Raw genomic sequence first — 24,008 nt, forward strand, 5'->3', positions numbered from 1 at the left:
CAAGAAATAAAAAAGCCACTTCGAGAAAAGTGGCTTTTTTATATGATTTTAAAGCAAAAATTTGGTGGCCCCTGTTGGGCTTGAACCAACGACCAAGCGATTATGAGTCGCCTGCTCTAACCACTGAGCTAAGGGGCCAAGCCGCGAGATTATAGGGAATCCTTAAGCGGCGGTCTACTGTTACCCGCCCGTATGTTGCTTTTCTGCACAGTTCTAGCCTGTTGTAATTACTGGCGGATTTTGCGATAACCGCAGTAAATCCCTGAAATGGACTATCGACACTCATGGAACTTCTGGCGCCCAACCTGCAGGTGGTGTTTTGCGGCATCAACCCCGGCCTTTCTTCCGCCCATCAGGGCTACCCTTTCGCCAACGGCAGCAATCGCTTCTGGAAGGTGATTCATCAGGCCGGCTTTACCGAGAGCCAGCTGGCGCCGGAGCACTGGCAGCAGCTGGAGGATAACGGCTGTGGCATTACCGCGCTGGTGGCGCGCCCGACGGTGGCGGCCAGCGAGCTGACGCGCGACGAGCTGCGCAGCGGCGGCGAGGTGCTGCAAGAGAAAATCCTGCGCTATCAGCCGCGCGCGCTGGCGATTTTAGGCAAGCAGGCGTTCACTACCGCCTTTGGGGTGAAAAACGCGCCCTGGGGCAAGCAGGCGCTGATGCTGGGGGAAACCGAGGTTTGGGTATTGCCCAACCCCAGCGGATTGAACCGCGCCACGCTGGAGCAGCTTACCGCCAGCTATCGCGAGCTGTTTCTGGCGCTGCAATGAAGCGGCGAGGCGTTTTCCAGGCATAAAAAAACCCCGGCGGGCCGGGGTTTTTGTTTTCGGCGCGGCAGCCGGACTTAGTCGTCCAGGAAGCTGCGCAGCACTTCGGAGCGGCTTGGGTGACGCAGCTTGCGCAGCGCCTTGGCTTCGATCTGACGAATACGCTCACGGGTAACGTCAAACTGCTTGCCTACCTCTTCCAGCGTGTGATCGGTGTTCATGTCGATGCCGAAACGCATGCGCAGCACTTTCGCTTCGCGAGCGGTCAGGCCAGCCAGCACGTCGTGGGTGGCAGAACGCAGGCTTTCCGAGGTCGCGGAGTCCAGCGGCAGCTCGAGGGTGGTGTCCTCGATGAAGTCGCCCAGATGCGAATCTTCGTCGTCGCCGATCGGCGTTTCCATCGAGATTGGCTCTTTGGCGATCTTCAGCACCTTGCGGATCTTGTCTTCCGGCATCAGCATGCGCTCGGCCAGCTCTTCCGGCGTCGGCTCGCGGCCCATCTCTTGCAGCATCTGGCGCGAAATACGGTTGAGCTTGTTGATGGTCTCAATCATATGCACCGGAATACGGATGGTGCGCGCCTGGTCGGCGATGGAGCGGGTAATAGCCTGACGGATCCACCAGGTGGCGTACGTCGAGAACTTGTAGCCGCGGCGGTATTCGAACTTGTCTACCGCTTTCATCAGGCCGATGTTGCCTTCCTGGATCAGATCCAGGAACTGCAGGCCGCGGTTGGTGTATTTCTTGGCGATAGAAATAACCAGACGCAGGTTGGCCTCAACCATCTCTTTCTTCGCGCGGCGGGCTTTCGCTTCACCGATCGACATGCGACGGTTGATGTCTTTGACCTGCTCGATGGTCAGGCCGGTTTCTTCTTCGATCTGACGCAGTTTCTGCAGGCTGCGCTGCACGTCTTCAGCAACGTCTTTCAGCTTTTCCGACCATGGCTTGGCCATCGCCAGTGCGGCTTCGAACCAGGAATCGCTGGTTTCGTTGCCGGCGAACAGGGTGACGAAGTTTTTCTTCGGCATTTTGCACTGTTCAACGCACAGCTTCATGATGATGCGTTCCTGGGTGCGAACGCGGTCCATCATGGTGCGCATGCTGTTAACCAGGAAGTCGAACTGTTTCGGCACCAGGCGGAACTGCTTGAACACTTCAGACAGCTTCAGGATCTCGTCCGCGGCGCTGGCGTGGCTGCGGCCGTTCTTCTTGATCACCTGACGGGTCGCTTCGTACTGCTCGCGCAGCTCGGCGAACTTCTGACGCGCCAGCTCAGGATCGATGCTGTTGTCGTCTTCGGTATCGTCGTCTTCGGCGTCTTCGTCGTCTTCGTCGTCGTCTTGCTCTTCGCTCGACAGTTCAGAACCGATGTGGGTCGCGGTTGGGGCGATGTCCTCTTCCGCATTCGGGTCGACGAAGCCGGTGATCAGATCGGACAGACGCGCTTCGCCCGCTTCGACGCGATCGTACTGCTCCAGCAAGTAGGTGATGGCTTCCGGGTATTCGGCAACCGAGCACTGCACCTGGTTGATGCCGTCTTCGATGCGCTTGGCGATGTCGATCTCGCCTTCGCGCGTCAGCAGTTCGACGGTACCCATTTCGCGCATGTACATGCGCACTGGGTCGGTGGTGCGGCCGATTTCGGATTCCACGCTGGACAGAACCTGTGCGGCGGCTTCTTCCGCATCTTCGTCCGTGCTGTTCGAGTTTTCGGCGAGCAGCAGGTCATCGGCGTCCGGTGCTTCTTCCATCACCTGGATGCCCATGTCGTTAATCATCTGGATGATGTCTTCGATCTGATCGGAGTCGACGATATCTTCCGGCAGATGGTCATTGACCTCAGCATAGGTCAGATAGCCTTGCTCCTTACCACGGGTGACAAGTAGCTTCAGCTGTGACTGCGGGTTTTGCTCCATAAGACGGTATCCACACTTCAGAGTATTTAGGTTGGTGTCGGTCGGCGAAACCGCCAACAATAGCATTTGGGGCGTTTTCGTTATCGCCGCGGCCCACTATGGCGGCACTGTGCAGGGCTATGCCCTCGCAATTATCGGCACTTAAGCCGTTTGGTATTCAGTTTTTCTTCGCTAAAACCTGGTTGAGAGAACGGACTTCTTCACGTTCCTCCGGGCTCAGGCCGTGCGTTCTGGCCTGGGCGATCAGCGTTTCCAGCCGTTGCTCGAGCACCGAGTCGTACAGGCTGGCCAACGTATCCAAAAAGGTCTGTTCGACCCTGTCCTCAACGATCATATGGTTCCAGGTCGCCAAGGTTTCAAGCTGCTGGCTGAATTTGTTGTCGCGATACAGCTCCAGCAATTGCCCGGTCGTCAGGCCCGGCTGCGCCAAACAGGTTTGCACCAGTTCGACGAACAGCGGCAATCCCGCCTGTTTGGTCTGCTCTAACCCTTCCAGCGAAGGGATAAGTGTAGCCAACTGCGGATTTTGCACCAGTAACCCTATCAGTATACGCATGGTTGTGCGTTTTAGCTGTGGTGCCTGATAAGGATTCGCATTTTCAGCCTGCTTGGGCATCAGCTTGTCGAGCTGGCTGTCGTCCAGCAGCCCCAGCTTGTTGCCAAGCTCCTGGCGCAAGTACAAGCGCAACGTTTCGCCCGGCACCTGAGTAATCAGCGGCAGCGCCAGCGTGCTCAGTTTGGCGCGCCCGTCCGGGCTGCTCAGATCCACCTGCGGCAGCAGGCTTTCGAACAGGAAAGTGGACAGCGGCTGTGCCTGTTCCATTCGCCGTTCGAAGGCGTCTTTGCCTTCCTTGCGCACCAGGGTGTCCGGGTCTTCGCCGTCGGGCAAAAACATGAACCGCAGCTGGCGCCCGTCGTTCAGGTACGGCAGCGCGGTTTCCAGCGCCCGCCAGGCCGCTTCGCGGCCGGCGCGGTCGCCGTCGTAACAGCAGACAACGTTGTCGGTGGCGCGGAACAGCAGCTGAATGTGTTCCGCCGTTGTCGAGGTGCCGAGCGAGGCGACGGCATAATCGATGCCGAATTGCGCCAACGCCACCACGTCCATATAGCCTTCCACTACCAGCAGCCGTTGCAGGGTAGGGTGGTTCTGCTGTGCTTCATACAGGCCATACAGCTGGCGGCCTTTATGGAAAACTTCGGTTTCCGGCGAGTTAAGGTACTTCGGCATGCCGTCGCCCAATACGCGGCCGCCGAAGGCGATCACGCGCCCGCGCTTGTCGCGGATGGGGAACATTACCCGTTCGCGGAAACGGTCGTACGAACGCCCCTGATCGTTAGTCACCAGCATGCCGGCATCGTTCAATGCGCGGCGCGAGTCGGCGTCGCGGCCGAAACGCTTCAGGGCGTTGTCCCATCCCGCCGGCGCAAAGCCGATGGCGAAATGGCGAATAACGTCGTCACTTAACCCGCGCTGTTGCAAATAGTTGCGCGCCGGCGCCCCGGAGGACTGCTGCAGTGACTGTTGATAGAACGCGCTGAGCTGTTCCATCAGTTGGTACAGGCTCTGGCGCTGATGGCGTTCGATCTGGGTCGGCCCGGTGCCCGCTTCGTAAGGCACTTCCAGCCCGTGCATGGTCGCCAGCTCTTCGATGGTTTCGACAAACTCGAGTCGGTCGTAATTCATCAAAAAGTCGACGGCGTTGCCGTGCGCACCACACCCAAAACAGTGATAAAACTGTTTTTCGCCATTAACGGTAAATGAAGGCGTCTTTTCGTGGTGGAACGGACAGCACGCGTGGTAGTTCTTGCCTTGCTTCTTGAGCTTCACGCGGGCGTCGATCAGATCGACGATGTCGGTGCGAGCCAGCAAGTCATTGATAAATACGCGCGGAATTCGTCCAGCCATAAGCCCTTACTTCATTAGCCTATAAACGAGAACAAGCCGCGCATTCCTTTCGGAAAGCACGGCCTTCGTATGCAACTACTCGGTCTGCGCGATTTTGAAAATCAGAAATTCACGCGGTGGGGTTGCCCCCGAAGAATTAATACAGACGAGTGCGGCGTGCGTTTTCGCGAGCCAGTTTCTTCGCGTGACGTTTCACAGCAGAAGCTTTAGCGCGTTTACGTTCGGTAGTTGGTTTTTCATAAAACTCACGACGACGAACTTCAGCTAAAACACCCGCTTTTTCGCAAGAGCGTTTGAAACGACGCAGAGCAACGTCAAATGGCTCGTTTTCACGTACTTTAATTACCGGCATGTGCCTCTCACCTCAATAAAATTCGGTTTGCTGCTGGCCAAGCGCCAGCCTTTTCAAAATGGTGCGGAATTTTACTCCAATGGATGCTGCTTTGTAAAGCACCACAGCAAATTGAAACCCGCGTCGCTCTGCCGCAACGTGCGCAATTTTGCACCGGGCGCTGATTATAGACTAATCAGAAAAAAATGCTCGTGTTTAATCGGATGGGCATTCTCTGGGTGAATCATCGACATAGGTGCGAGCCGGTGACAAGATGCGCGGCGCCGGCGGTAAATGCGGCGGAATGTGGTAGACTGGCGGCCGCACGTGAATGATGGGAAATGTAATGCGAGTACTGGGTATAGAAACGTCCTGCGATGAAACCGGAATTGCAGTGTATGACGATCAAACCGGTTTGTTGGCCAACCAATTATACAGCCAGGTGAAGCTGCACGCCGACTACGGCGGCGTGGTGCCTGAACTGGCCTCCCGCGATCACGTGCGCAAAACCGTGCCGCTGATTCAGGCGGCGCTGAAAGAGGCCAACCTGACCCCGGCCGATATCGACGGCGTGGCCTACACCGCCGGGCCGGGCCTGGTGGGGGCGCTGCTGGTCGGCGCTACCGTGGGGCGCGCGTTGGCTTTCGCCTGGAACGTGCCGGCGGTGCCGGTGCACCATATGGAAGGCCACCTGCTGGCGCCGATGCTGGAAGATAATCCGCCGGCGTTTCCGTTCGTCGCGCTGCTGGTCTCCGGCGGCCATACTCAGCTGATCAGCGTTACCGGCATCGGTAAGTATGAACTGCTGGGCGAGTCGATCGACGATGCCGCCGGCGAAGCGTTCGACAAAACCGCCAAGCTGCTCGGCCTGGATTATCCTGGTGGCCCGATGCTGTCGAAGATGGCGCAGCAGGGCACTGCGGGGCGTTTCACTTTCCCGCGGCCGATGACCGATCGCCCGGGGCTGGACTTCAGCTTCTCCGGCCTGAAAACCTTCGCCGCCAACACCATTCGCTCCAACGGCAACGACGATCAGACGCGTGCCGATATTGCCCGCGCCTTCGAGGATGCGGTGGTGGATACGCTGGCAATCAAATGCAAACGCGCGCTGGAGCAGACCGGTTTCAAACGTCTGGTAATGGCCGGCGGCGTGAGCGCCAACCGCACGCTGCGCGCCAAACTGGCGGAGATGATGCACAAACGCGGCGGGGAAGTGTTCTATGCCCGCCCGGAATTTTGCACCGACAACGGCGCGATGATCGCCTATGCCGGCATGGTGCGTCTGAAGAGCGGCGCCAGCCCGGAACTGAGCGTTTCGGTGCGGCCGCGCTGGCCGCTGGCGGAACTGCCTGCGGTATAAATCAAGTATGGTTTCCAGCATCTTGTGCAGCAGGCTCCCTGAATGGGAGCCTGCTGTTTTTTCAGGCTGGAAATGCAGTGGCATCAGGCGATGCGCCACCCTTTGGTGCGCTGGCGTTGTGTAAGAAAATGCGCGTATCGGCCCCCCAAAGCGTCGAGTTGAGCATGGGTGCCGCGTTCCGCGATCTCTCCGTTCTCCAGCACCAGGATTTGGTCGGCCATAGCGATGGTCGACAGCTGGTGAGCGATGACGATCAGCGTTTTCTTACCGCGCAAGCGGGCGAGGGTATCGGCGATGATCGCCTGGTTTTCAGGATCCAGGGCGGCGGTGGCTTCATCGACCAACAAAATCGGGGCGTCTTTCAGGAGCGCGCGGGCGATAGAAATGCGCTGGCGTTCCCCGCCGGAGAGCCGGGCGCCGCCTTCACCTACCTGCGTGTCGAGCCCTTGCGGCAGCCGCTGAAGGATTTCCGCTGCGCCGGCCAGTTTGATGGCCATCATCAGTTCCGCTTCGCTCGCCGACGGTTTGCCGAGGCGAATATTGTCGGCAATGCTGCCCTGGAACAGATAAGTATTTTGGAAAATTTGGCTGATCTGATCCGTCAATTGCTTCGAGGGGATCTGGCGTATGTCTGCGCCGCCAATCATGATGGCGCCCTCAGTGACATCAAAGAAACGAGCGATCAGACGTATCAAGCTGGTTTTGCCTGAACCGGATGCGCCAACCAGTGCGGTCATGGTTCCCGGCGCCGTTTTAAAATTGATCCCCTGCAATACCGGCGCTTGTTCCGGCGCATAGCGGAACGAAACGTTGCGGACGTCTAATGAGCCGTCGTGCGGCTGTTGCGCCGTGTAGGTTTCCGGCAAAGGTTCAACGGCCAGAATATCATTGACGGCATCCAGCTGACCGCGCGCACTGCGCAGGGCTTCGGCGTAGCCGGCGACGTCCAGCAATGGGTCGATGAAGCGGCTAACCAGCATCAACGCGATCACGGTGCCGAGCGCACTGCCGATGGCCGCGGGATTGCCCAGCATGGGGTTGAGCAGGGTGGCTGCGGTGATGAACAGTGCAGCAAAAGTTAATTGCACCGCCCAAGAGTTGAGCACGACCGACGCCGTGGAGATGTAAATAAGTCGTTTCCCTGACTGATATTGTCTATCTATGGCCTGTTCCAGGAAGCGGGTGCCGCCATTTTCGCCGTTAAAGGCGCGCAGAACCGACTGCGCTTGGGCAAACTCCACCATTCGTTGGCTGGTGTGGGCGGAGGCCTGATGGAAGGCCTCGTCGGCCTGTGCACCGAGGCGAGCCGACAGCATGAAGATACCGGCGATCGGCGGCAAAGCCGCCAACGCGAGCAATCCCATCTGCCACTGCAGCAGGCAAAGCGTCACCACCAGCACCACCGGCGTTACCAGCCCGCTGATGATCGGGGTAAACAAATGCGCGGGGAGTTGCGCCACTTCCATCATCCCTTGTGAAACGACGTGGCTGAGCCGGGCGGTGTTAGCGGGGGTAAACCACCCGATAGGGAGGGTGGCGACATGATCGCCAATACGCTGACGCGCGGTCAACAATAGCGAGGATCCCACGTTCATCCCGGAAAAATCGACGCGCTTGCGCAACAGCCAACTCAGTAACACACCGACGAAAAGCACCGCCAGCCAACCGGCGGCTGAGACCAGCTCTTCTTGCAGTAGATGGCTGACAATCGGCGCCAGGGTGGCCACCGTCAAACCGCAACAGATGCCATACAGAACAGCCATGGCGATATAACGACGGAATATGGCTGCATCATTGCCTAGCAACCGCATAAATGTTTTTAACATGATTAGCCCTCCTGACTCAGAGTGTTTGCGTAGCCGCCTGCTGCCCAGAGCTTGGCGTAGCGACCTTGGCCGGCCAGCAACTCGGTGTGGCTGCCTTGTTCGCGAATCTGACCTTCTTCAAGGACGATGATGCGATCGGCGTGCATGATGGTGTCTAGCCGGTGGGCTATCACCATCAGCGTGCGTTCCTTGGCAAAAGCGGACAGCGCTTCCTGGATGAGGTATTCATTTTCTGCATCAGCGGCGGCGGTGGCTTCGTCGAGCACTAAAATCGGCGGATTTAACAACACCGCGCGAGCGATGCTGACGCGCTGCTGTTCCCCGCCGGAGAGCTTCGCATCTTCACCGAACACGGCATCGTAACCGCGCGGCAAACTGAGAATATGTTCGTGGATATTGGCGGCTTTGGCGGCGGCCTCGATTTCTTGCATGCTGGCGTTCGGGCGGCCAAGCGCAATGTTATCGCGCAGGCTGGCGTGGATGAGCTGCACTTCCTGCAATACGAAGCCGACATGCCGATAAAGCGTGGCGCTGTCCAACTGCCGCAGATCGACGCCGCCGAGTGTGATGCGGCCTTCGCTGGGATCAAAGAAACGCAGCAGCAAACGTGCCAGCGTCGATTTGCCCGCACCGGATGCGCCGACGATGGCGGTGACGCTGCCGGGTTGCAAACGGAGGTTGATATCGGAGAGCACGCGGTTTTCGTCGTGGTAGCCATACCCGACGTGTTCGAAGCGGATCTCGGCATCCTGCGGCGGCGTCTGCTGTTTTGTTTGCGTTAACAAAGGCGTATCCAGCAGTGCCTGGATGCGTTCCGCCGCGCCGGTCGCGTTGCGCAGGCCGTGGGTAATAAAGCCCATCAACAGCAACGGGGCGGAAATGCCCGGTGCGATCAGGGCGAACGGCAAGACGTTAACTGGCGTGAGCCAGCCCAGCGCCACGAACAAGGTGCCAAAGACCAACACCACGCCGAGCACGGTCACCGGAGCGACGATGGCATTGGCTAACGCGACCGTCTTGACGACCGGGCTCATGGCGTGCGTGAAGATTTGGGTAAAGGAGGAGATGGCCTCACGGTAACTGCCGTGGGCTTTGCTGCCACCGCTGAAGGTTTTGATCACCGGAATGCCGTTAACGAATTCGGCGATGGCGTTATTAATGCGGCCTAACCCTTTGACGAATTCGCCCATATGCGGCGCCGCCGCTTTTTGGGCTGCGCCGAAAATGACGAAGAACAGGACAAAGGGAATGATCGAGACGATGGCCATGCGCCAGTCCATCACGAACATGTAGATAACTGAAATCAACATGGCGCCGATGGTGCGTCCAAGGGTAGTGAAAAAGTGGGCGGTGAGATCGTGCAGCGTGCCGATATCGTCCTGCATAGCCTGTTTGACTTCGCCTGACGCGCGATTGCTGAACCAACCCAGCGGTACTTGCGCCAGCCGTCGGGCTGTCGTCAGCCGCAGGCGGTGGGTGATGCGGTTATCGGCCAGGTGTGCGAGCACTTCGGCGACGGTGACGATCGCCAGGCCGAGGAACAGGCTGATCAGGCACCAAAAGACATTGTCCCCCAGTCCGTTTTGCGGCGGTAAAGCGCCGGCTGCCCGATGGTCTAAAACAATCACCGCAATATGGGCGATGCCTGCCAATGGCACCAGCGTAAATACGGTGCCGATCGCCGCCAAGAGGGCGGCGATAATGAGACTTCCACGTATAGGCCGCAGCAGTCTTCCAATAGGGCCAGGTTTTTTTGCCCCAGTTTGATCGCGACTCATAAAAACTCCCAAAGGAATATAAAAGGGATCTTGGCCTGTAGCGGGTCAAGAAGGAATAAGCGGTAAATTCACCGCCTGTATTGCGTACCATCAAAATTACGCGGAAAATAATTCAATGCGGGTGTGAAAATAAAATGCGTTGCTGATTACCAGTGAAGCGTTAGCGTTGTAAGAATTTGACGCTCGGCGCCCCAAGAGCAGGTATTGCCGGTAAAACATGATGAAACATAGTGTTTGTTAAATAGATTGTTTACGTTCAACGCAATCTCTGCGCTTTCTAATCCGGGGAGGTCATTAATCTGGTATTTAATTGCGCTATCAAAAACAGCGTGGCTTGGCACTTTGAAGCTATTCTCATCATCGCCTGGCGTGCTGGAGATATAACGTGAGCCTGCACCGATGCTCAGCCCATTCATGACGCCTTGATTGACGGTGTAATCAGCCCACAGGCTGGCCATATGTTTTGGCACCATGGCCGGCGTCTTTCCATTGTGCTCGGTATTGTCGCGGAATTCCGTATCGGTATAGGTATAGCTAGCGAGCATATTCAGGTTATAGGTTAATGCGGCTTTACCTTCAATCTCAATGCCTCGCGATCTGATTTTGCCCTCTTGCACATTGTAATTAGGATTGATGGCATCACGCCGCAAGTTATTACTTTTGGTTAATTGAAATGCGGCGATAGAGGCGGAAATAGGGCGGTTGTCAGGAATAAATTTTATCCCCGCTTCATACTGTTTGCCAGAGGAGGGTTTGAACACGTTTCCCGTGCGAGTTACGCCGCTGTTGGGTTCAAAGGACTCACTGTAGCTGAAATAAGGTGACAGCCCGTTTTCAGAGACATAATTTATGCCGCTGCGCCAGGTGAACTCATCATCACTAGTACGAGTGGAGGTGCTTTCCCGGGTGATATTACTGTCGCTACGGCTTTTGACGACGCTGTGATCAAAGCGTCCGCCTAGTGTGAATATCCAATTTTTCCATTCAGCCTGATCCTGAAGATATACCCCTGACTGATGATTTTTGTTGAGGGTGTGCGTATCGCTAAAATAGTTCACACTCTGATTGCCATACTGCGGCATCAGTAAATTCAGCGGCGCGGCAGTCCCCATTTTATTTTGTATATCATTGCGCAACTGCGAATAGTCAATCCCTAGCAAGAGCGTGTGGCGCCAGGCACCAGCGTTGAGTTTTCCTTCCAACCGGGTGTCGCTGACGAGGCCGTGTAGCGTCTCATCATTGGCGATCGCGGCACGGGATAATGTGGTGTCTAAATACTGCTGGGCAATTCCTTTACATGACCAAGGAGTGCAAAGGCCATTGCCGTAAATGCTGCGCCAGTTAATCTTGGTGTGTTGATAACGCACCGCTTGATGGAGTGACCAGTTGTCATTGAGAGCATGATCGAGTTGATAGCCCACCATGCGCTGCTGACGGGAGAAACGGTTATAACTTGCCTCGCCTTCGTTGAATGAGGGGGACAGCTTGCCAAAGGCGCCGGACGTGAGTGTGCCAATGCGCGGCAGCCAACCGTAATAACCGGTGCGCGGTTCGTTTTGCATCGAGAGCTGGAATAATATTGATGTGCGCTCCGAAGGTTGCCAGAGTAATGAGGGGGCGATGGCGTAGCGTTTTTCGCGTTCACCATTTTGTTGGCTGTGCGAGGTAAAATAATTACCGACTAAGCGGTAAGCCAACGTCTGCTCATCATCAATGGCGTCGCTGAAATCAAATTGGGTTTTCCATTCATGATGATTTCCCGCCTGTAATTGAACCTCATGCAGTGGTTGCCGCTGCGGACGTTTACTGATGGCGGCAATGACGCCACCCGGGTTGCTTTTGCCATACAGCACAGAGGCTGGACCACGAAGCGCCTCTATCCGCTGTAAAAAATACGGGTCAACTTTACTGTCGGCATACATGTCACCCTGGAGTTTCAAACCATCCAGGTAAATATTTTGGCTGACGTCATTGAAACCACGGATCATCACACTATCAAATAGGGATGAGCTACCGTTGTTTCCTGTCATTATGCCCGGTGTTTGGTTCAGTGCATTCTTGATGCTATCGGGGCGACGAGTTTGCAGTTCTTCTTCCGTAATGACGGAAATAGATTGTGGGGTTTTTATCAGCGGGGTACTGGTTTTGGTTGCTGTTGCGCTGCTTTTCACGGCGTAAGTGCCGTTAGAGCCTATCGCTTCCTCCACGCTATTACCCTCACCCGTCACGGTAATGACGTCTTCATTTTCTGCTGCCGCATAACTCAGAGAACTGGTACATATTCCCGCCAGCAAAATCAGAATATTAGGGTTTCTTTTTATTAGGGGCGAGTTTGTATTCATCGACATTGCATGGAGAGTCCATTATTTATAAATGATAATGCTTGTATTCTTGCAATGATAATTGTTATCGATTGTCGCTTTGTGCAATTCATGCGTTTTCGATAGTGCCGCCAAGTGCGTTATCTCGGCCGGAACGGCGCTCTGGCGAGGAGGGGCAGACGGGAAAGGGGCCGGAGTAGGAAAGGGGGAGGCTCCGACCGTGAGGATGGTGCTATTGGCGATGACGGATTGGCATCGCCGTATCGTTCAGGGGTGTTTCTTTTGGTCGGCTTTCTCGTCCGGTTCGGCCACATCGGGTTTCTTCTTGCGGAACTTGCCCCAAATCTTGCCTTCCTGGCCACGCCACAGGCGCTGGATGTTATCGTGATGCCGCATCAGGATCAGGCAGGAGAGCATCGCTACCGGGAAGGTGAACTGCGGTTTGAACCACCAGACGTAGAACGGCGCGATCAGCGCGCTGACGATGGCGCCGAGCGAAGAGTAGCCGCTGAGCAGCACCGTCAGCAGCCAGGTGCCGGTCATCAGGCCGGTCAAATCCCAGCCGATAGGCGCGATGGCGCCAAACGCCGTCGCCACGCCTTTACCGCCGCGGAAGTGGAAGAACACCGGATAGATGTGCCCCAGGCAGGCGGCGATCGCCGTCAGGCCGAGGTACAGCGGCGGCACATCGAGTTTGTAGGCCAGCCAGACCGGCAACATCCCTTTCAGAATATCGAACACCAGCACCGCCGCCGCCGCCAGCCGGCCGCCGATGCGCAGGACGTTGGTCGCCCCGGGATTTCCTGAGCCATGTTCACGCGGATCCGGCAGCCTGGCGATCCGGCAAACCAGGATCGCGCTGGAAATCGAGCCGCACAGATACGCGAAGATAATCATGCCAAGCGCGGTAGCACTCATAACGCGGTTCCGTTTAATAATGGTCGTTTTACTCGCAACATCTATGGATAATACGCACATTCCGCTGGAAGTGGTATCCGGCAAGGCCAAAAACAGAGAATGACGTGATGGATATCGTATTTATTGAAGAGCTTACCGTAATTACCACCATTGGCGTTTATGAGTGGGAACAGGGCATTCGTCAGAAGCTGGTGTTCGATATCGAAATGGGCTGGGATAACCGGGCCGCTGCCGCCAGCGACGATGTCAATGACTGTCTGAGCTATGCCGACGTCAGCGACGCCGTGATCCAGCACGTGGAGTCGAACCGTTTCGCGCTGGTGGAGCGAGTGGCAGAGGAAATATCTGAAATTTTGCTTCAGCGCTTCAATTCCCCGTGGGTCCGTATTAAGGTCAGCAAACCGGGCGCTGTAGCACATGCCAATCGGGTCGGCGTGATCATTGAGCGCGGCGCTCGTCCCGCATGATTTTATGTCATCTGCTTGCAACGAAAGACCGTTAAGCTGGTCTTAATCCTGAGAATTGTTTCAGCGGCATTGTCTTTAAGCACTGCCGCTTTTTTATGTGATAGCCGTTATTTTATGGGGTGAGCGAAGCACATGGCAGACATGCATTCACTGTTTATTGCGTTTGTTCTTGGGGTTGTCGAGGGGGTAACCGAATTTCTGCCGGTTTCCTCCACCGGGCATATGATCATCGTCGGCGAGTGGCTGGGCTTTACCGGCGACAAAGCCAAAACTTTTGAAGTCATCATCCAACTGGGGTCGATCCTGGCCGTAGTCGTGATGTTCTGGCGCCGGCTGTTTGGCCTGATCGGCATTCATTTCGGCGGCAAGCCGGTGGAGCATGAAGGCAAAACCGGCGGCCAGCTGAAGCTGGGGCACATCCTGCTGGCGATGATCCCGGCGGTGGTGCTGGGCCTGGCCTTCCATGATTTCATCAAATCGCTGTTTGCGCCGAAAAACGTGATGTACGCGTTGGTGGTCGGCGGCCTGCTGCTGCTGGCGGCGGAATGGCTGAAGCCGAAGAAACCGAGTGCGGAAGGGCTGGATGACATCACTTACCGCCAGGCGTTCATGATCGGCTGCTTCCAGTGTCTGGCGCTGTGGCCGGGCTTCTCCCGTTCAGGTTCCACCATCGCCGGCGGCATGCTGGTGGGCGTGAACCGTTACGCGGCGTCCGAGTTCTCCTTCATCCTGGCGGTGCCGATGATGATCGGTGCCAGCGGCCTGGATCTGTACAAGAGCCTGCACTTCCTGACGTGGGGCGATCTGCCGATGTTTGCCGTCGGTTTCGTCACCGCCTTCGTGGTGGCGCTGATTGCGATCAAGACCTTCCTGTCCCTGATCAAACGCATCTCGTTCGTGCCGTTCGCCATCTACCGCTTTATCGTGGCGGCCGCGGTTTACATGGTGTTCCTGTAAGCCTAAACGCCAAGAAAAAACCCCGCTTTGCGGGGTTTTTTTATGCCTGATCGTTAAGAAGGGTTTGGCTGAGTTTCCAGTCGGCCAGCGCCTGCTGGCGGCGGCGTTTGAGCTCATCGCGGATCGCGGTGCCCTGTAGCCCGCTGGCCACCACCTCTTTGATCGACACCGCGTTTGCCACCTGATACGCCTGGCGCAGATAGTCGCCCTGTGGATAAGGATTATCCTCAAAGCCGGTACGGCCGCGCGCGTCCGCTTCGCTGGCCAGGATCATCTGCTGCAACCGCTGCGGTTTGCGCCACACGTCGATGGCGTCAAACAGCTTCAGCAGGGTCTCTGGCCGCAGCTTGTTCACGGTGTGGATCAAATCATGGTACTCGGCCACCAGCTTGCTCAGATCGCGCACCGGGTTGGGCACCCGCAGCCGCTGGCACAGCGCGTCTACCAGCCGCACGCCTGCCGGGCCATGGCCGTGGTGATGCGGCCAGAATTCCTTCGGCGTCAAACCCTTACCGAGGTCATGACACAGGGTGGCGAAGCGCACGTCTACGTCAGGCGTGAGGCGGGCGGCGATCGCCAGCGCCATCAGCGTATGTACGCCGGTGTCGATCTCTGGGTGCCACTTGGCGGGGGCCGGTACGCCGAACAGTGCGTCGATCTCCGGGAACAGCACCGCCAGCGCCTCGCAGTCGCGCAGCACCTGAAAATAGACCTGCGGGCTCTGGCTTTGCAGCGCCTTTTCGGTTTCCTTCCACACGCGTTCGGCGGTCAGCACAGCCAGTTCACCGCTGCGCGCCATCTGGCGCATCAAAACCAGCGTTTCGTCGGCGATGCGAAACCCCAAATGGGCGAAGCGGGCGGCGAAGCGCGCCACGCGCAGTACGCGCAGCGGATCTTCGCCGAAAGCGTCGGAAACGTGGCGCAGCACGCGCGCCTGCAGATCGGCCACGCCGCGGTAAGGGTCAATCAGCGCTCCTTCGGCGGAACGGGCGATGGCGTTGATGGTCAGATCGCGCCGCAGCAGGTCTTCCTCCAGCGTTACGTCCGGTGCGGCATAGCAGGTAAACCCGGTATACCCCTGGCCGGATTTGCGTTCGGTGCGCGCCAGCGCGTACTCCTCGTGGGTGTTGGGGTTGAGGAACACCGGGAAATCTTTGCCGACCTGCTGATAGCCCAACGCCAGCAGCTCCGCCGGCGTGGCGCCCACCACCACCCAATCATGATCGACCACCGGAATATTGAGCAGGCTGTCGCGAACGGCGCCGCCGACCAGATAAATCTGCACTGTTGACTCCTGAATATCGTGTAAGGCTCTGTCTATCAGATTACATGAATTGGCTGCGAGATGTCGGCGCCAATGAAAAGGGCGCCCGCAGGCGCCCATCGTTAAACTGAACGATACTGAGATCAGTTCATCCAGCGGTTGTTGTTCTTGCGACGCGGGATCAGGTGCGGCAACAGCAGGCCCAGCAGTAAACCGACGCCGGCGACGCCGCCGCCGTACATGAACCACTGCAGAATAATGGTGCGCTGTTTGTCGTCGAGCTGCAGGTTAACGGCATTCACCTTCTTCTGCGCGACCACCAGCTGGTTTTTCAGATCCTGGTTTTCTTTCTGCAGGCTGCTGATGGTGCTGTCGCTGCCCGCGACTTTCTCCTGCATTTCCGAGGTACGCTGGTTCCAGGTGTTATCGATGTTGGCCAGCTTGTCGGTCAGGGTTTTCACCTGCTGTTCCAGCTCGGGCACGCGGGTGCGCAGGCTTGGCGTCTGGCTGAGCTGATCGAGTGGGATCCAGGTGGTGCGGCCTTTCGGATCGCGGATCTGGCCGTAGTTGGTGCTGTCGTTTACGCTCAGCAGGGTGACTTCTTCACCGGCGTTCAGAGTGCCGACAATACGGTACTGATTACCTGGGCCGCTGTGGACGTAAGTGCTCAATTCATCGGAGATATAGCGTTTATCTTCGGCATGTGCGCCCCAAGTGATGCTGAAGCTCAGCACGGCAAGGCAAATCAGGCGTAATTTCTGCATTAGTTCATCGTTTCTGGGTGAATTTATGGAACGATAGTAGAGCGTTCAGTCTGACGACGCAACGCCAAAACCGGAATGAGAACTATCTTACTGTGGCCGATTCTGTGAGTTGCGCGGCGTTTTATAACGTAACAGGTTTTTTCTACAGTTAGCAGGGTTAAGGCGCCGGGAATCGCGGTAAGATAACGGTAACTGTGCGTCAGTGGGCAGTATACGGCGGGCCGAGCGCGCCGCGCTGAAACAGACGTGAATGCGTAACTTATTGGTGTTTAAGAATTATGACCGTTGAAATAGAACTGAAATTCATCGCCGCGCCGGAAGCGGTAGCCGCCCTGCCACAATGGCTCGCCGCCTGGCCGCATCAGCATTCCGCGCCGCAAAAGCTGACCAATATTTACTTCGAGACGGCCGACAATTTCCTGCGCAGTCACGACATGGGGCTGCGCATTCGCGGTTTCGACGAACGCTATGAAATGACCATCAAAACCGCCGGTAAAGTGATGGCCGGCCTGCACCAGCGCCCGGAATACAACGTCGCGATCGCCGAGCCGCAACTGGCGCTGGCGCAGTTCCCCGCCGACATCTGGCCGCAGGGTTGCGATATCGCGGCGCTGCAGCAGGCATTGCAGCCGCTGTTCCGCACCGATTTCGTGCGTGAAAAGTGGGTGGTTACTTACGGCCAAAGCGAGATCGAGATTGGCCTGGACCAAGGCGAAGTCTGTGCCGGTGATTTAAATGAAGCGCTGAGCGAGATCGAGCTGGAATTGTTGAAAGGCGATACTGCCGACCTGCTGGCCTTGGCCGGTGAGTTGGCGGCGCACGGCGGGCTGCGTCAGGGGAGCTTGAGCAAGGCGGCGCGCGGTTATCACCTGGCGCAGGGCAATCCACCGCGTGAAATCCAACCGCTGAGCGTGTTGAAACCGGCGGCTAAAGCGACGGTTGAGCAAGGGATGATCGCCGCTTTCGAGTTGGCGCTCAGCCACTGGCAGTATCATGAGGAGCTGTGGCTGCGCGGCGACGCACAGGCGCGCCGTTCGGTGGTCGAGGCGGTCGGGCTGATCCGTCAGGCGCTGGTGATCTTCGGTGGCCTGGTGCCGCGCAAGGCCAGCGCCGATCTGCGCGCTCGTCTGACCGAGCTTGAGCCGCTGTTGGCGGACAAAGCCGCGCAACCGCAGAACCTGTGCTACAGCGCCGCTTACCTGCAATGTAAGTTAGCGCTCACATCATGGCTGGTGAGCGGTGCCTGGCGGCCGTTTATCGACGCCAAAGCGCAGGCCAAGCTGGATGGTTCTTTCAAACGCTTCAGCGACATCATGCTGGGGCGCAGCGGCTCGGAGCTGAAAGAAGCCTTCAGTCGCACGCTGAATGAGGATGAATATCAGGAACAACTGCCGCGCCTGACGCGCCAGATTTCGGCTCTGATCCTGCTGTCGGGCGCCTACCCCGACGAGCAGACCGGGCCTTATATCGACGCCTGGCGCGAGCTGCAGGCGGCGCTGAGCGAGCGCCGCCAGGGTTGGTATGAAGCCAGCCGCAAACAGGCCTTATCGCATGCGCCATTCTGGTTAAACGGCGCGCTTCGTTAATCAAGCCGGCCCGCCTGCGCGGGCCGCAGAACGGGTCATACACTATGTCGCCACTTTCAGCCGCGTTACAGGCTCAGGCACAGCAGGTTGTGCAGCGTTTTCAGGAAGTTCACGGCGCGGACTGCGCCTTCAGCGAGCAGGAGCAGTGGGTGTTGGCGTCGAGCGACTTCGTCAGCGACGCGCTGCTTGCCCAGCCGGCCTGGTTGACGACGCTGCGCGAACAACCGCCGGCGCCCGGCGAGTGGCAACACTATGCCGCCTGGCTGCAGGACGAGCTGGAAGAGGTGGGCGATGAAGCACAGCTGATGCGCACGCTGCGCCTGTTTCGCCGTGAAACGCTGGCGCGTATCGCCTGGGCACAAGCGCAAGGGCTGTGTTCGACCGAAGAAACCTTGTTGCAACTCAGCGGGTTGGCGGAGACGCTGATCGTCAGCGCGCGCGACTGGCTATACCAAACCTGCTGCCGCGAGTGGGGCACGCCGTGCAACGCCGCAGGCGAACCGCAGCCGTTGCTGGTGCTCGGCATGGGCAAGCTGGGCGGCGGCGAGCTGAATTTCTCGTCGGATATCGATCTGATCTTCGCCTACCCGGAAAACGGCCAGACCCAGGGCGGACGGCGCGAGCTGGACAACGCCCAGTTCTTCACCCGCCTCGGTCAGCGGTTGATCAAGGCGCTGGATCAGCAAACCATCGACGGCTTCGTCTATCGCGTGGACATGCGGCTGCGGCCGTTCGGCGACAGCGGCCCGCTGGTGATGAGTTTCGCGGCGCTGGAGGACTACTATCAGGAGCAGGGGCGCGACTGGGAGCGTTATGCGATGGTGAAGGCGCGCCTGATGGGCGGGGCGGAAGACGCCTACAGCCAGGAGCTGCGCAAGACCCTGCGGCCGTTTGTGTTCCGCCGCTACATCGATTTCAGCGTCATCCAGTCGCTGCGCAACATGAAGGGCATGATCGCCCGTGAAGTGCGGCGGCGTGGCCTGAAGGACAACATCAAGCTGGGTGCCGGCGGCATACGCGAAATCGAATTTATCACCCAGGTCTTTCAGCTGATCCGCGGTGGCCGCGAACCGGCGCTGCAAGGGCGCTCGCTGTTGCCGACGCTGCAGGCGGTGGGCGAGCTGGGGCTGCTGGAGACCGAGCAGGTGCGGGCGCTGAGCGCCGCCTACCTGTTCCTGCGGCGGCTGGAGAACCTGTTGCAGGCGATCGGCGATCAGCAAACCCAGACGCTGCCGCAGGATACGCTCGACCAGGCGCGGCTGGCCTATGGCATGGGGCTGGCGGATTGGCCGGCGTTGATGGCGGCGCTGGAAGCGCATATGCAGGCGGTGCGGGCGGTGTTCGACGACCTGATCGGCGACGATAGCCCGGATGTCGGCGAAGATCCCGACTACCAACACTATCACAGCCTGTGGCAGGACGCGCTGGAGGAGAGCGAGCTGGCGCCGCTGACGCCGCACCTGGACGAAGAAGGGCGCCGGCAGATGCTGCGCACCATCGCCGATTTCCGTCACGACGTCGACAAGCGCACCATCGGCCCGCGTGGCCGCGACGTGCTCGATCAGCTGATGCCTCGGTTGCTGGCGGAGGTGTGTCCGCGCCAGGACGCGCCGACCGCGCTGGTGCGGCTGGCGCAGCTGCTGCTGAGCATCGTCACCCGCACCACCTACCTCGAGCTGTTGGTGGAGTACCACGCCGCCCTGAGCCATCTGATCCGCCTGTGCGCCGCTTCGCCGATGGTCGCCAACCAGCTGTCGCGCTACCCGCTGTTGCTGGACGAACTGCTGGATCCGGCCACGCTGTATCAGCCGGTGGCGCTGGATGCCTACCGCAGCGAGCTGCGTCAGTACCTGCTGCGGGTGCCGGAAGACGACGAAGAGCAAAAGCTGGAGGCGCTGCGCCAGTTCAAGCAGGCGCAGCAGCTGCGCATCGCCGCCGCGGATATCGCCGGCGCGTTGCCGGTAATGAAAGTGAGCGATCATCTGACTTATCTGGCAGAGGCGATCATTGACGCGGTGGTACAGCAGGCCTGGAGCGACATGGTGGCGCGCTACGGTCTGCCGACCCATCTGCAAGAGCGCGAAGGGCGCGGCTTTGCGGTGATCGGCTACGGCAAGTTGGGGGGCTGGGAGCTGGGCTACAGTTCCGATCTCGACCTGGTTTTCCTGCTGGACTGCCCGCCGGAGGTGATGACCGACGGCGATCGCTGCATCGACGGCCGCCAGTTCTACCTGCGGCTGGCGCAGCGGGTGATGCATCTGTTCAGCACCCGCACCTCCTCCGGCATTCTGTATGAGGTGGACGCCCGCCTGCGCCCTTCCGGCGCCGCAGGAATGCTGGTCAGCACCGTTGAGGCGTTCGCCGACTACCAGCAAAACGAAGCCTGGACCTGGGAGCATCAGGCCCTGGTGCGTGCGCGCATCGTGCATGGCGATCCGGCGCTGCATCAGCAGTTCGACGCGATCCGGCGCGAGATCCTGTGCAAAACGCGCGATGCGGAGATCCTCAGGCGCGAAGTGCGCGAGATGCGCGAAAAGATGCGCAACCATCTCGGCAATAAGCAGCGCGATCTGTTTGATATCAAAACCGATGAGGGCGGCATTACCGACATCGAATTTATCGCCCAATATCTGGTCTTACGCTATGCGCCGGGTGAACCGCGGCTGACGCGTTGGTCGGACAACGTGCGCATCTTCGAGCTGATGGCCAATTACGACATCATGCCGGAAGAGGAGGCGCGCGCCTTGACCCAGGCCTACGTCACCATGCGTGACGAGATCCACCATCTGGCGCTGCAGGAGCATTCCGGCAAGGTCGGCAGCGAGCTGTTCGCCGCCGAGCGCGAACAGGTGCGCGCCAGCTGGGCCAAATGGCTGGATTGATACCTTTTTGCGGGTATTCCGGCGGTCTGTGGTAATATCTGCGCCACTAAAATTTTGTTCTTTTTTGGAGTTATCGGATGAAAGTTACGCTGCCTGATTTTCGCCGCGCCGGTGTGCTGGTGGTCGGTGACGTCATGTTGGATCGCTATTGGTATGGGCCGACCAGCCGCATTTCACCGGAAGCCCCGGTGCCGGTGGTCAAGGTCGACACCATCGAAGAGCGTCCCGGCGGCGCGGCTAACGTGGCGATGAACATCGCTTCGCTGGGCGCCAATTCCCGCCTGGTGGGCCTGACCGGCATCGACGATGCGGCGCGGGCGCTGAGCGCCAAGCTGAATGAAGTCAACGTGCGCTGCGACTTCGTCTCGGTGCCGACCCATCCGACCATCACCAAGCTGCGCGTGCTGTCGCGCAACCAGCAGCTGATCCGTCTCGACTTCGAAGAAGGCTTCTCCAACGTCGATCCGCAGCCGATGCTGGAGCGCATTCAGCAGGCGCTGCCGCAGATCGGCGCGCTGGTGCTGTCCGATTACGCCAAGGGTGCTCTCAGCCAGGTACAGGGCATGATCCAACTGGCGCGCGCTGCCAAGGTGCCGGTACTGATCGATCCGAAGGGCTCCGATTTCGAGCGCTATCGTGGCGCGACGCTGCTGACGCCGAACCTGTCCGAATTCGAAGCGGTGGTGGGCCACTGCAAGGATGAGGCGGAACTGGTGGAACGCGGCATGAAGCTGGTGGCAGACTTCGAGCTGTCGGCACTGCTGGTCACCCGTTCCGAACACGGCATGACGCTGCTGCAGCCGGGCGTTGAACCGCTGCACCTGCCGACCCAGGCGCAGGAAGTGTTCGATGTGACCGGCGCCGGCGACACCGTGATCGGCGTGTTGGCCGCCTCGCTGGCCGCCGGCAATTCGCTGGAAGAGTCTTGCTTCTTGGCCAACGCCGCCGCCGGCGTGGTGGTGGGCAAACTGGGTACCTCCACCGTGTCGCCAATCGAGCTGGAAAACGCGGTGCGCGGCCGCGCCGAAACCGGTTTTGGCGTGATGACCGAAGCGCAGTTGAAAACCGCCGTGGCGCAGGCGCGCCAGCGCGGCGAGAAAGTGGTGATGACCAACGGTATCTTCGACATTCTGCATGCCGGCCACGTCTCCTATCTGGCCAATGCCCGCAAGCTGGGCGATCGGCTGATCGTGGCGGTGAACAGCGATGCGTCGACCAAGCGCCTGAAAGGGGAAACACGCCCGGTCAACGCGCTGGAGAATCGCATGATCGTGCTGGGCGCGCTGGAAGCGGTGGATTGGGTGGTGCCGTTCGAAGAGGATACGCCGCAGCGCCTGATCGCCGACATCCTGCCGGATCTGCTGGTGAAAGGCGGCGACTACAAACCGGAAGAGATTGCCGGCAGTGTGGAAGTGTGGGCCAACGGCGGTGATGTCAAAGTGCTGAACTTTGAAGACGGTCTGTCGACCACCAACATCATCAAAGCGATCAAAGACGGGCGCGGCTAACGCCGGGCGACCTAAAGAACAAAGGCGCGCGGTGCGCGCCTTTGGCGGGAATTATTCGTCTTCCTGTTTGGCGGCCGGTGCCGCGCTCAGTTTGCTTTCCAGCTCGGCCATGCGCTGTTCCAACAGCGCTAGCTTCTCGCGGGTGCGCAACAGCACCTGAGTCTGCACGTCGAACTCTTCGCGGTTAACCAAATCCAGGCGGGTAAGCTGCGACTGCAGCACCTGACGGATTTTTTTCTCAACGTCTTCCCCGAATTCACGAACGCCTTTAGGCATGGACTCATGAACCTGGCGTGCGATTTGTTCGATTTTTTTCGGGTCAATCATGGCGTATCCCTTTCAGAGTTTAATAGCTGCCGCTTAGTGTAATGCGAGTTGCCCGCCGGATAAACCATTAACCGCATTCGCCGCGCCCGGCCGAATTGTGCTTTTGCCAATTGCCCTGCTTACCCATTAGCGTTATAGTCACCTTGCTTATTCTCAGGGCGGGGTGAAAGTCCCCACCGGCGGTAAATCACCTTTTACGGTGAAAGCCCGCGAGCGCTCAGCCAGCCTGTATAGGCCGGTTAGAGGTCAGCAGATCCGGTGTAATTCCGGGGCCGACGGTTATAGTCCGGATGGGAGAGAGTAACGGTACCTGCCGGGCGTGAGCCCGCTTGCGTTATTTTTTTAGCTATAGCTAGCTACTCCTCAAGATCGCCCTGGTTCTGGTAATCCATAATTTTTAATGAGGTTTTTTACCATGAATCAGACGCTACTTTCAGACTTCGGCACGCCGACAGAACGCGTTGAACGCGCGATCGACGCACTGCGCAACGGGCGCGGTGTGATGGTGCTCGATGATGAAAACCGTGAAAACGAAGGTGACATGATCTTCGCCGCGGAAACCATGACCGTTGAGCAGATGGCGCTGACCATCCGCCACGGCAGCGGTATCGTGTGCCTGTGCATCACCGAAGAACGTCGTCAGCAGCTTGAACTGCCGATGATGGTGACCAACAACTCCAGCCAGTTCCAGACCGCCTTCACCGTGACCATCGAAGCGGCACAGGGCGTGACCACCGGGGTTTCCGCTTCCGATCGCCTGACCACCATTCGTGCGGCGGTGGCAGACAGCGCCAAGCCGAGCGATCTGAACCGTCCGGGCCACGTGTTCCCGCTGCGCGCGCAGCCGGGTGGCGTGCTGAGCCGTCGCGGCCACACCGAAGCGACCATCGATCTGGTCTCCATGGCCGGTTTCAAACCTGCCGGCGTGCTGTGTGAACTGACCAACGACGATGGCAGCATGGCGCACGCGCCGGAAGTGATCACCTTCGCCAAACAGCACGATATGGTGGTGCTGACCATCGAAGATCTGGTGGCCTATCGTCAGGCGCACGAAAAGAAAGCCAGCTGATAGAGCCGCTTTCAACGATAAAAAAAGCCGCGTAACGCGGCTTTTTTTATGGCTA

Annotated in this window: 18 protein-coding genes, 1 tRNA gene and 1 riboswitch; of the genes, 8 read left to right on the forward strand and 11 right to left on the reverse strand. The window is 58.5% G+C overall.

Annotated elements, in window-relative coordinates:
• Positions 1–62: 62 nt before the first annotated feature.
• A tRNA-Ile gene (locus BHU62_RS23695) sits at positions 63–138 on the reverse strand.
• Between the two features lie 146 nt (positions 139–284).
• Here BHU62_RS23695 and mug point away from each other — a divergent pair.
• The gene (mug, locus tag BHU62_RS23700) at positions 285–773 is read left to right on the forward strand and encodes a G/U mismatch-specific DNA glycosylase (RefSeq protein WP_073534817.1); all 489 of its coding nucleotides are present in this window, start codon (positions 285–287) and stop codon (positions 771–773) included.
• A gap of 74 nt (positions 774–847) precedes the next feature.
• Here mug and rpoD read toward each other — a convergent pair whose 3' ends face one another.
• From rpoD to rpsU, 3 genes are all read right to left on the reverse strand, one after another.
• Positions 848–2,689: an RNA polymerase sigma factor RpoD gene (gene rpoD / locus BHU62_RS23705; RefSeq protein WP_073534818.1), complete on the reverse strand. Its 1,842-nt coding sequence runs from the start codon at positions 2,687–2,689 to the stop codon at positions 848–850.
• A gap of 157 nt (positions 2,690–2,846) precedes the next feature.
• A complete protein-coding gene (gene dnaG, locus BHU62_RS23710) occupies positions 2,847–4,595 on the reverse strand; it encodes a DNA primase (RefSeq protein WP_073534819.1) in 1,749 nt (582 codons plus the stop codon).
• Positions 4,596–4,731: 136 nt separating this feature from the next.
• Positions 4,732–4,947, reverse strand: coding sequence for a 30S ribosomal protein S21 (gene rpsU, locus BHU62_RS23715; protein ID WP_001144069.1), 216 nt, complete (start codon positions 4,945–4,947; stop codon positions 4,732–4,734).
• Between the two features lie 325 nt (positions 4,948–5,272).
• On the opposite strand from rpsU, the gene tsaD reads away from it, so the two are divergent.
• Positions 5,273–6,286 carry a tRNA (adenosine(37)-N6)-threonylcarbamoyltransferase complex transferase subunit TsaD gene (tsaD, locus tag BHU62_RS23720; protein ID WP_073534820.1) on the forward strand — a complete coding sequence of 338 codons (1,014 nt, stop codon included), beginning with the start codon at positions 5,273–5,275 and terminating at the stop codon, positions 6,284–6,286.
• 83 nt (positions 6,287–6,369) lie between these two features.
• Here the strand turns inward: tsaD and BHU62_RS23725 are convergent, their stop codons facing one another.
• The 4 genes from BHU62_RS23725 to plsY form a co-directional block, all read right to left on the reverse strand.
• Positions 6,370–8,112, reverse strand: a complete 1,743-nt coding sequence (locus tag BHU62_RS23725) for an ABC transporter ATP-binding protein (RefSeq protein ID WP_073534821.1) — start codon at positions 8,110–8,112, stop codon at positions 6,370–6,372.
• 2 nt (positions 8,113–8,114) lie between these two features.
• On the reverse strand, positions 8,115–9,890 hold the full coding sequence (locus BHU62_RS23730; RefSeq protein ID WP_073534822.1) for an ABC transporter ATP-binding protein: 1,776 nt from the start codon (positions 9,888–9,890) through the stop codon (positions 8,115–8,117).
• 146 nt (positions 9,891–10,036) lie between these two features.
• On the reverse strand, positions 10,037–12,238 hold the full coding sequence (gene fhuA / locus BHU62_RS23735) for a ferrichrome porin FhuA (RefSeq protein WP_073534823.1): 2,202 nt from the start codon (positions 12,236–12,238) through the stop codon (positions 10,037–10,039).
• A gap of 240 nt (positions 12,239–12,478) precedes the next feature.
• On the reverse strand, positions 12,479–13,129 hold the full coding sequence (gene plsY / locus BHU62_RS23740) for a glycerol-3-phosphate 1-O-acyltransferase PlsY (protein WP_139282321.1): 651 nt from the start codon (positions 13,127–13,129) through the stop codon (positions 12,479–12,481).
• 107 nt (positions 13,130–13,236) lie between these two features.
• On the opposite strand from plsY, the gene folB reads away from it, so the two are divergent.
• On the forward strand, positions 13,237–13,596 hold the full coding sequence (folB, locus tag BHU62_RS23745; protein WP_073534825.1) for a bifunctional dihydroneopterin aldolase/7,8-dihydroneopterin epimerase: 360 nt from the start codon (positions 13,237–13,239) through the stop codon (positions 13,594–13,596).
• Positions 13,597–13,728: 132 nt separating this feature from the next.
• Entirely contained in the window at positions 13,729–14,553 is an 825-nt protein-coding gene (bacA, locus tag BHU62_RS23750) for an undecaprenyl-diphosphate phosphatase (RefSeq protein WP_073534826.1), read from the forward strand.
• 40 nt (positions 14,554–14,593) lie between these two features.
• Here bacA and BHU62_RS23755 read toward each other — a convergent pair whose 3' ends face one another.
• Entirely contained in the window at positions 14,594–15,838 is a 1,245-nt protein-coding gene (locus BHU62_RS23755) for a multifunctional CCA addition/repair protein (RefSeq protein ID WP_073534827.1), read from the reverse strand.
• A 122-nt stretch (positions 15,839–15,960) separates the two neighbouring features.
• The gene (locus tag BHU62_RS23760) at positions 15,961–16,581 is read right to left on the reverse strand and encodes a TIGR04211 family SH3 domain-containing protein (protein ID WP_073534828.1); all 621 of its coding nucleotides are present in this window, start codon (positions 16,579–16,581) and stop codon (positions 15,961–15,963) included.
• A 278-nt stretch (positions 16,582–16,859) separates the two neighbouring features.
• Between BHU62_RS23760 and BHU62_RS23765 the strand changes: the two genes are divergently transcribed.
• From BHU62_RS23765 to hldE, 3 genes are all read left to right on the forward strand, one after another.
• The gene (locus BHU62_RS23765; protein WP_073534829.1) at positions 16,860–18,167 is read left to right on the forward strand and encodes an inorganic triphosphatase; all 1,308 of its coding nucleotides are present in this window, start codon (positions 16,860–16,862) and stop codon (positions 18,165–18,167) included.
• 44 nt (positions 18,168–18,211) lie between these two features.
• Positions 18,212–21,049 (forward strand): bifunctional [glutamate--ammonia ligase]-adenylyl-L-tyrosine phosphorylase/[glutamate--ammonia-ligase] adenylyltransferase, encoded by a 2,838-nt coding sequence (gene glnE, locus BHU62_RS23770; protein WP_073534830.1) that lies wholly within the window; start codon positions 18,212–18,214, stop codon positions 21,047–21,049.
• A 77-nt stretch (positions 21,050–21,126) separates the two neighbouring features.
• Entirely contained in the window at positions 21,127–22,557 is a 1,431-nt protein-coding gene (hldE, locus tag BHU62_RS23775; RefSeq protein ID WP_073534831.1) for a bifunctional D-glycero-beta-D-manno-heptose-7-phosphate kinase/D-glycero-beta-D-manno-heptose 1-phosphate adenylyltransferase HldE, read from the forward strand.
• A gap of 51 nt (positions 22,558–22,608) precedes the next feature.
• On the opposite strand, the gene ubiK is transcribed toward hldE, so the two are convergent.
• A complete protein-coding gene (ubiK, locus tag BHU62_RS23780; RefSeq protein ID WP_004937216.1) occupies positions 22,609–22,884 on the reverse strand; it encodes a ubiquinone biosynthesis accessory factor UbiK in 276 nt (91 codons plus the stop codon).
• A gap of 145 nt (positions 22,885–23,029) precedes the next feature.
• Positions 23,030–23,190, forward strand: a riboswitch (FMN riboswitch).
• 109 nt (positions 23,191–23,299) lie between these two features.
• Here ubiK and ribB point away from each other — a divergent pair.
• On the forward strand, positions 23,300–23,953 hold the full coding sequence (ribB, locus tag BHU62_RS23785; RefSeq protein WP_004937218.1) for a 3,4-dihydroxy-2-butanone-4-phosphate synthase: 654 nt from the start codon (positions 23,300–23,302) through the stop codon (positions 23,951–23,953).
• Positions 23,954–24,008 lie beyond the last annotated feature (55 nt).

Source organism: Serratia marcescens (assembly GCF_001902635.1).
GTDB lineage: Bacteria > Pseudomonadota > Gammaproteobacteria > Enterobacterales > Enterobacteriaceae > Serratia > Serratia marcescens_F.

Coding starts and splice junctions, on each gene's coding strand:
- mug (WP_073534817.1), top strand. CDS start 285: ATGGAACTTCTGGCGCCCAACCTGCAGGTGGTGTTTTGCGGCATCAAC.
- rpoD (WP_073534818.1), bottom strand. CDS start 2,689: ATGGAGCAAAACCCGCAGTCACAGCTGAAGCTACTTGTCACCCGTGGT.
- dnaG (WP_073534819.1), bottom strand. CDS start 4,595: ATGGCTGGACGAATTCCGCGCGTATTTATCAATGACTTGCTGGCTCGC.
- rpsU (WP_001144069.1), bottom strand. CDS start 4,947: ATGCCGGTAATTAAAGTACGTGAAAACGAGCCATTTGACGTTGCTCTG.
- tsaD (WP_073534820.1), top strand. CDS start 5,273: ATGCGAGTACTGGGTATAGAAACGTCCTGCGATGAAACCGGAATTGCA.
- BHU62_RS23725 (WP_073534821.1), bottom strand. CDS start 8,112: ATGTTAAAAACATTTATGCGGTTGCTAGGCAATGATGCAGCCATATTC.
- BHU62_RS23730 (WP_073534822.1), bottom strand. CDS start 9,890: ATGAGTCGCGATCAAACTGGGGCAAAAAAACCTGGCCCTATTGGAAGA.
- fhuA (WP_073534823.1), bottom strand. CDS start 12,238: ATGTCGATGAATACAAACTCGCCCCTAATAAAAAGAAACCCTAATATT.
- plsY (WP_139282321.1), bottom strand. CDS start 13,129: ATGAGTGCTACCGCGCTTGGCATGATTATCTTCGCGTATCTGTGCGGC.
- folB (WP_073534825.1), top strand. CDS start 13,237: ATGGATATCGTATTTATTGAAGAGCTTACCGTAATTACCACCATTGGC.
- bacA (WP_073534826.1), top strand. CDS start 13,729: ATGGCAGACATGCATTCACTGTTTATTGCGTTTGTTCTTGGGGTTGTC.
- BHU62_RS23760 (WP_073534828.1), bottom strand. CDS start 16,581: ATGCAGAAATTACGCCTGATTTGCCTTGCCGTGCTGAGCTTCAGCATC.
- BHU62_RS23765 (WP_073534829.1), top strand. CDS start 16,860: ATGACCGTTGAAATAGAACTGAAATTCATCGCCGCGCCGGAAGCGGTA.
- glnE (WP_073534830.1), top strand. CDS start 18,212: ATGTCGCCACTTTCAGCCGCGTTACAGGCTCAGGCACAGCAGGTTGTG.
- hldE (WP_073534831.1), top strand. CDS start 21,127: ATGAAAGTTACGCTGCCTGATTTTCGCCGCGCCGGTGTGCTGGTGGTC.
- ubiK (WP_004937216.1), bottom strand. CDS start 22,884: ATGATTGACCCGAAAAAAATCGAACAAATCGCACGCCAGGTTCATGAG.
- ribB (WP_004937218.1), top strand. CDS start 23,300: ATGAATCAGACGCTACTTTCAGACTTCGGCACGCCGACAGAACGCGTT.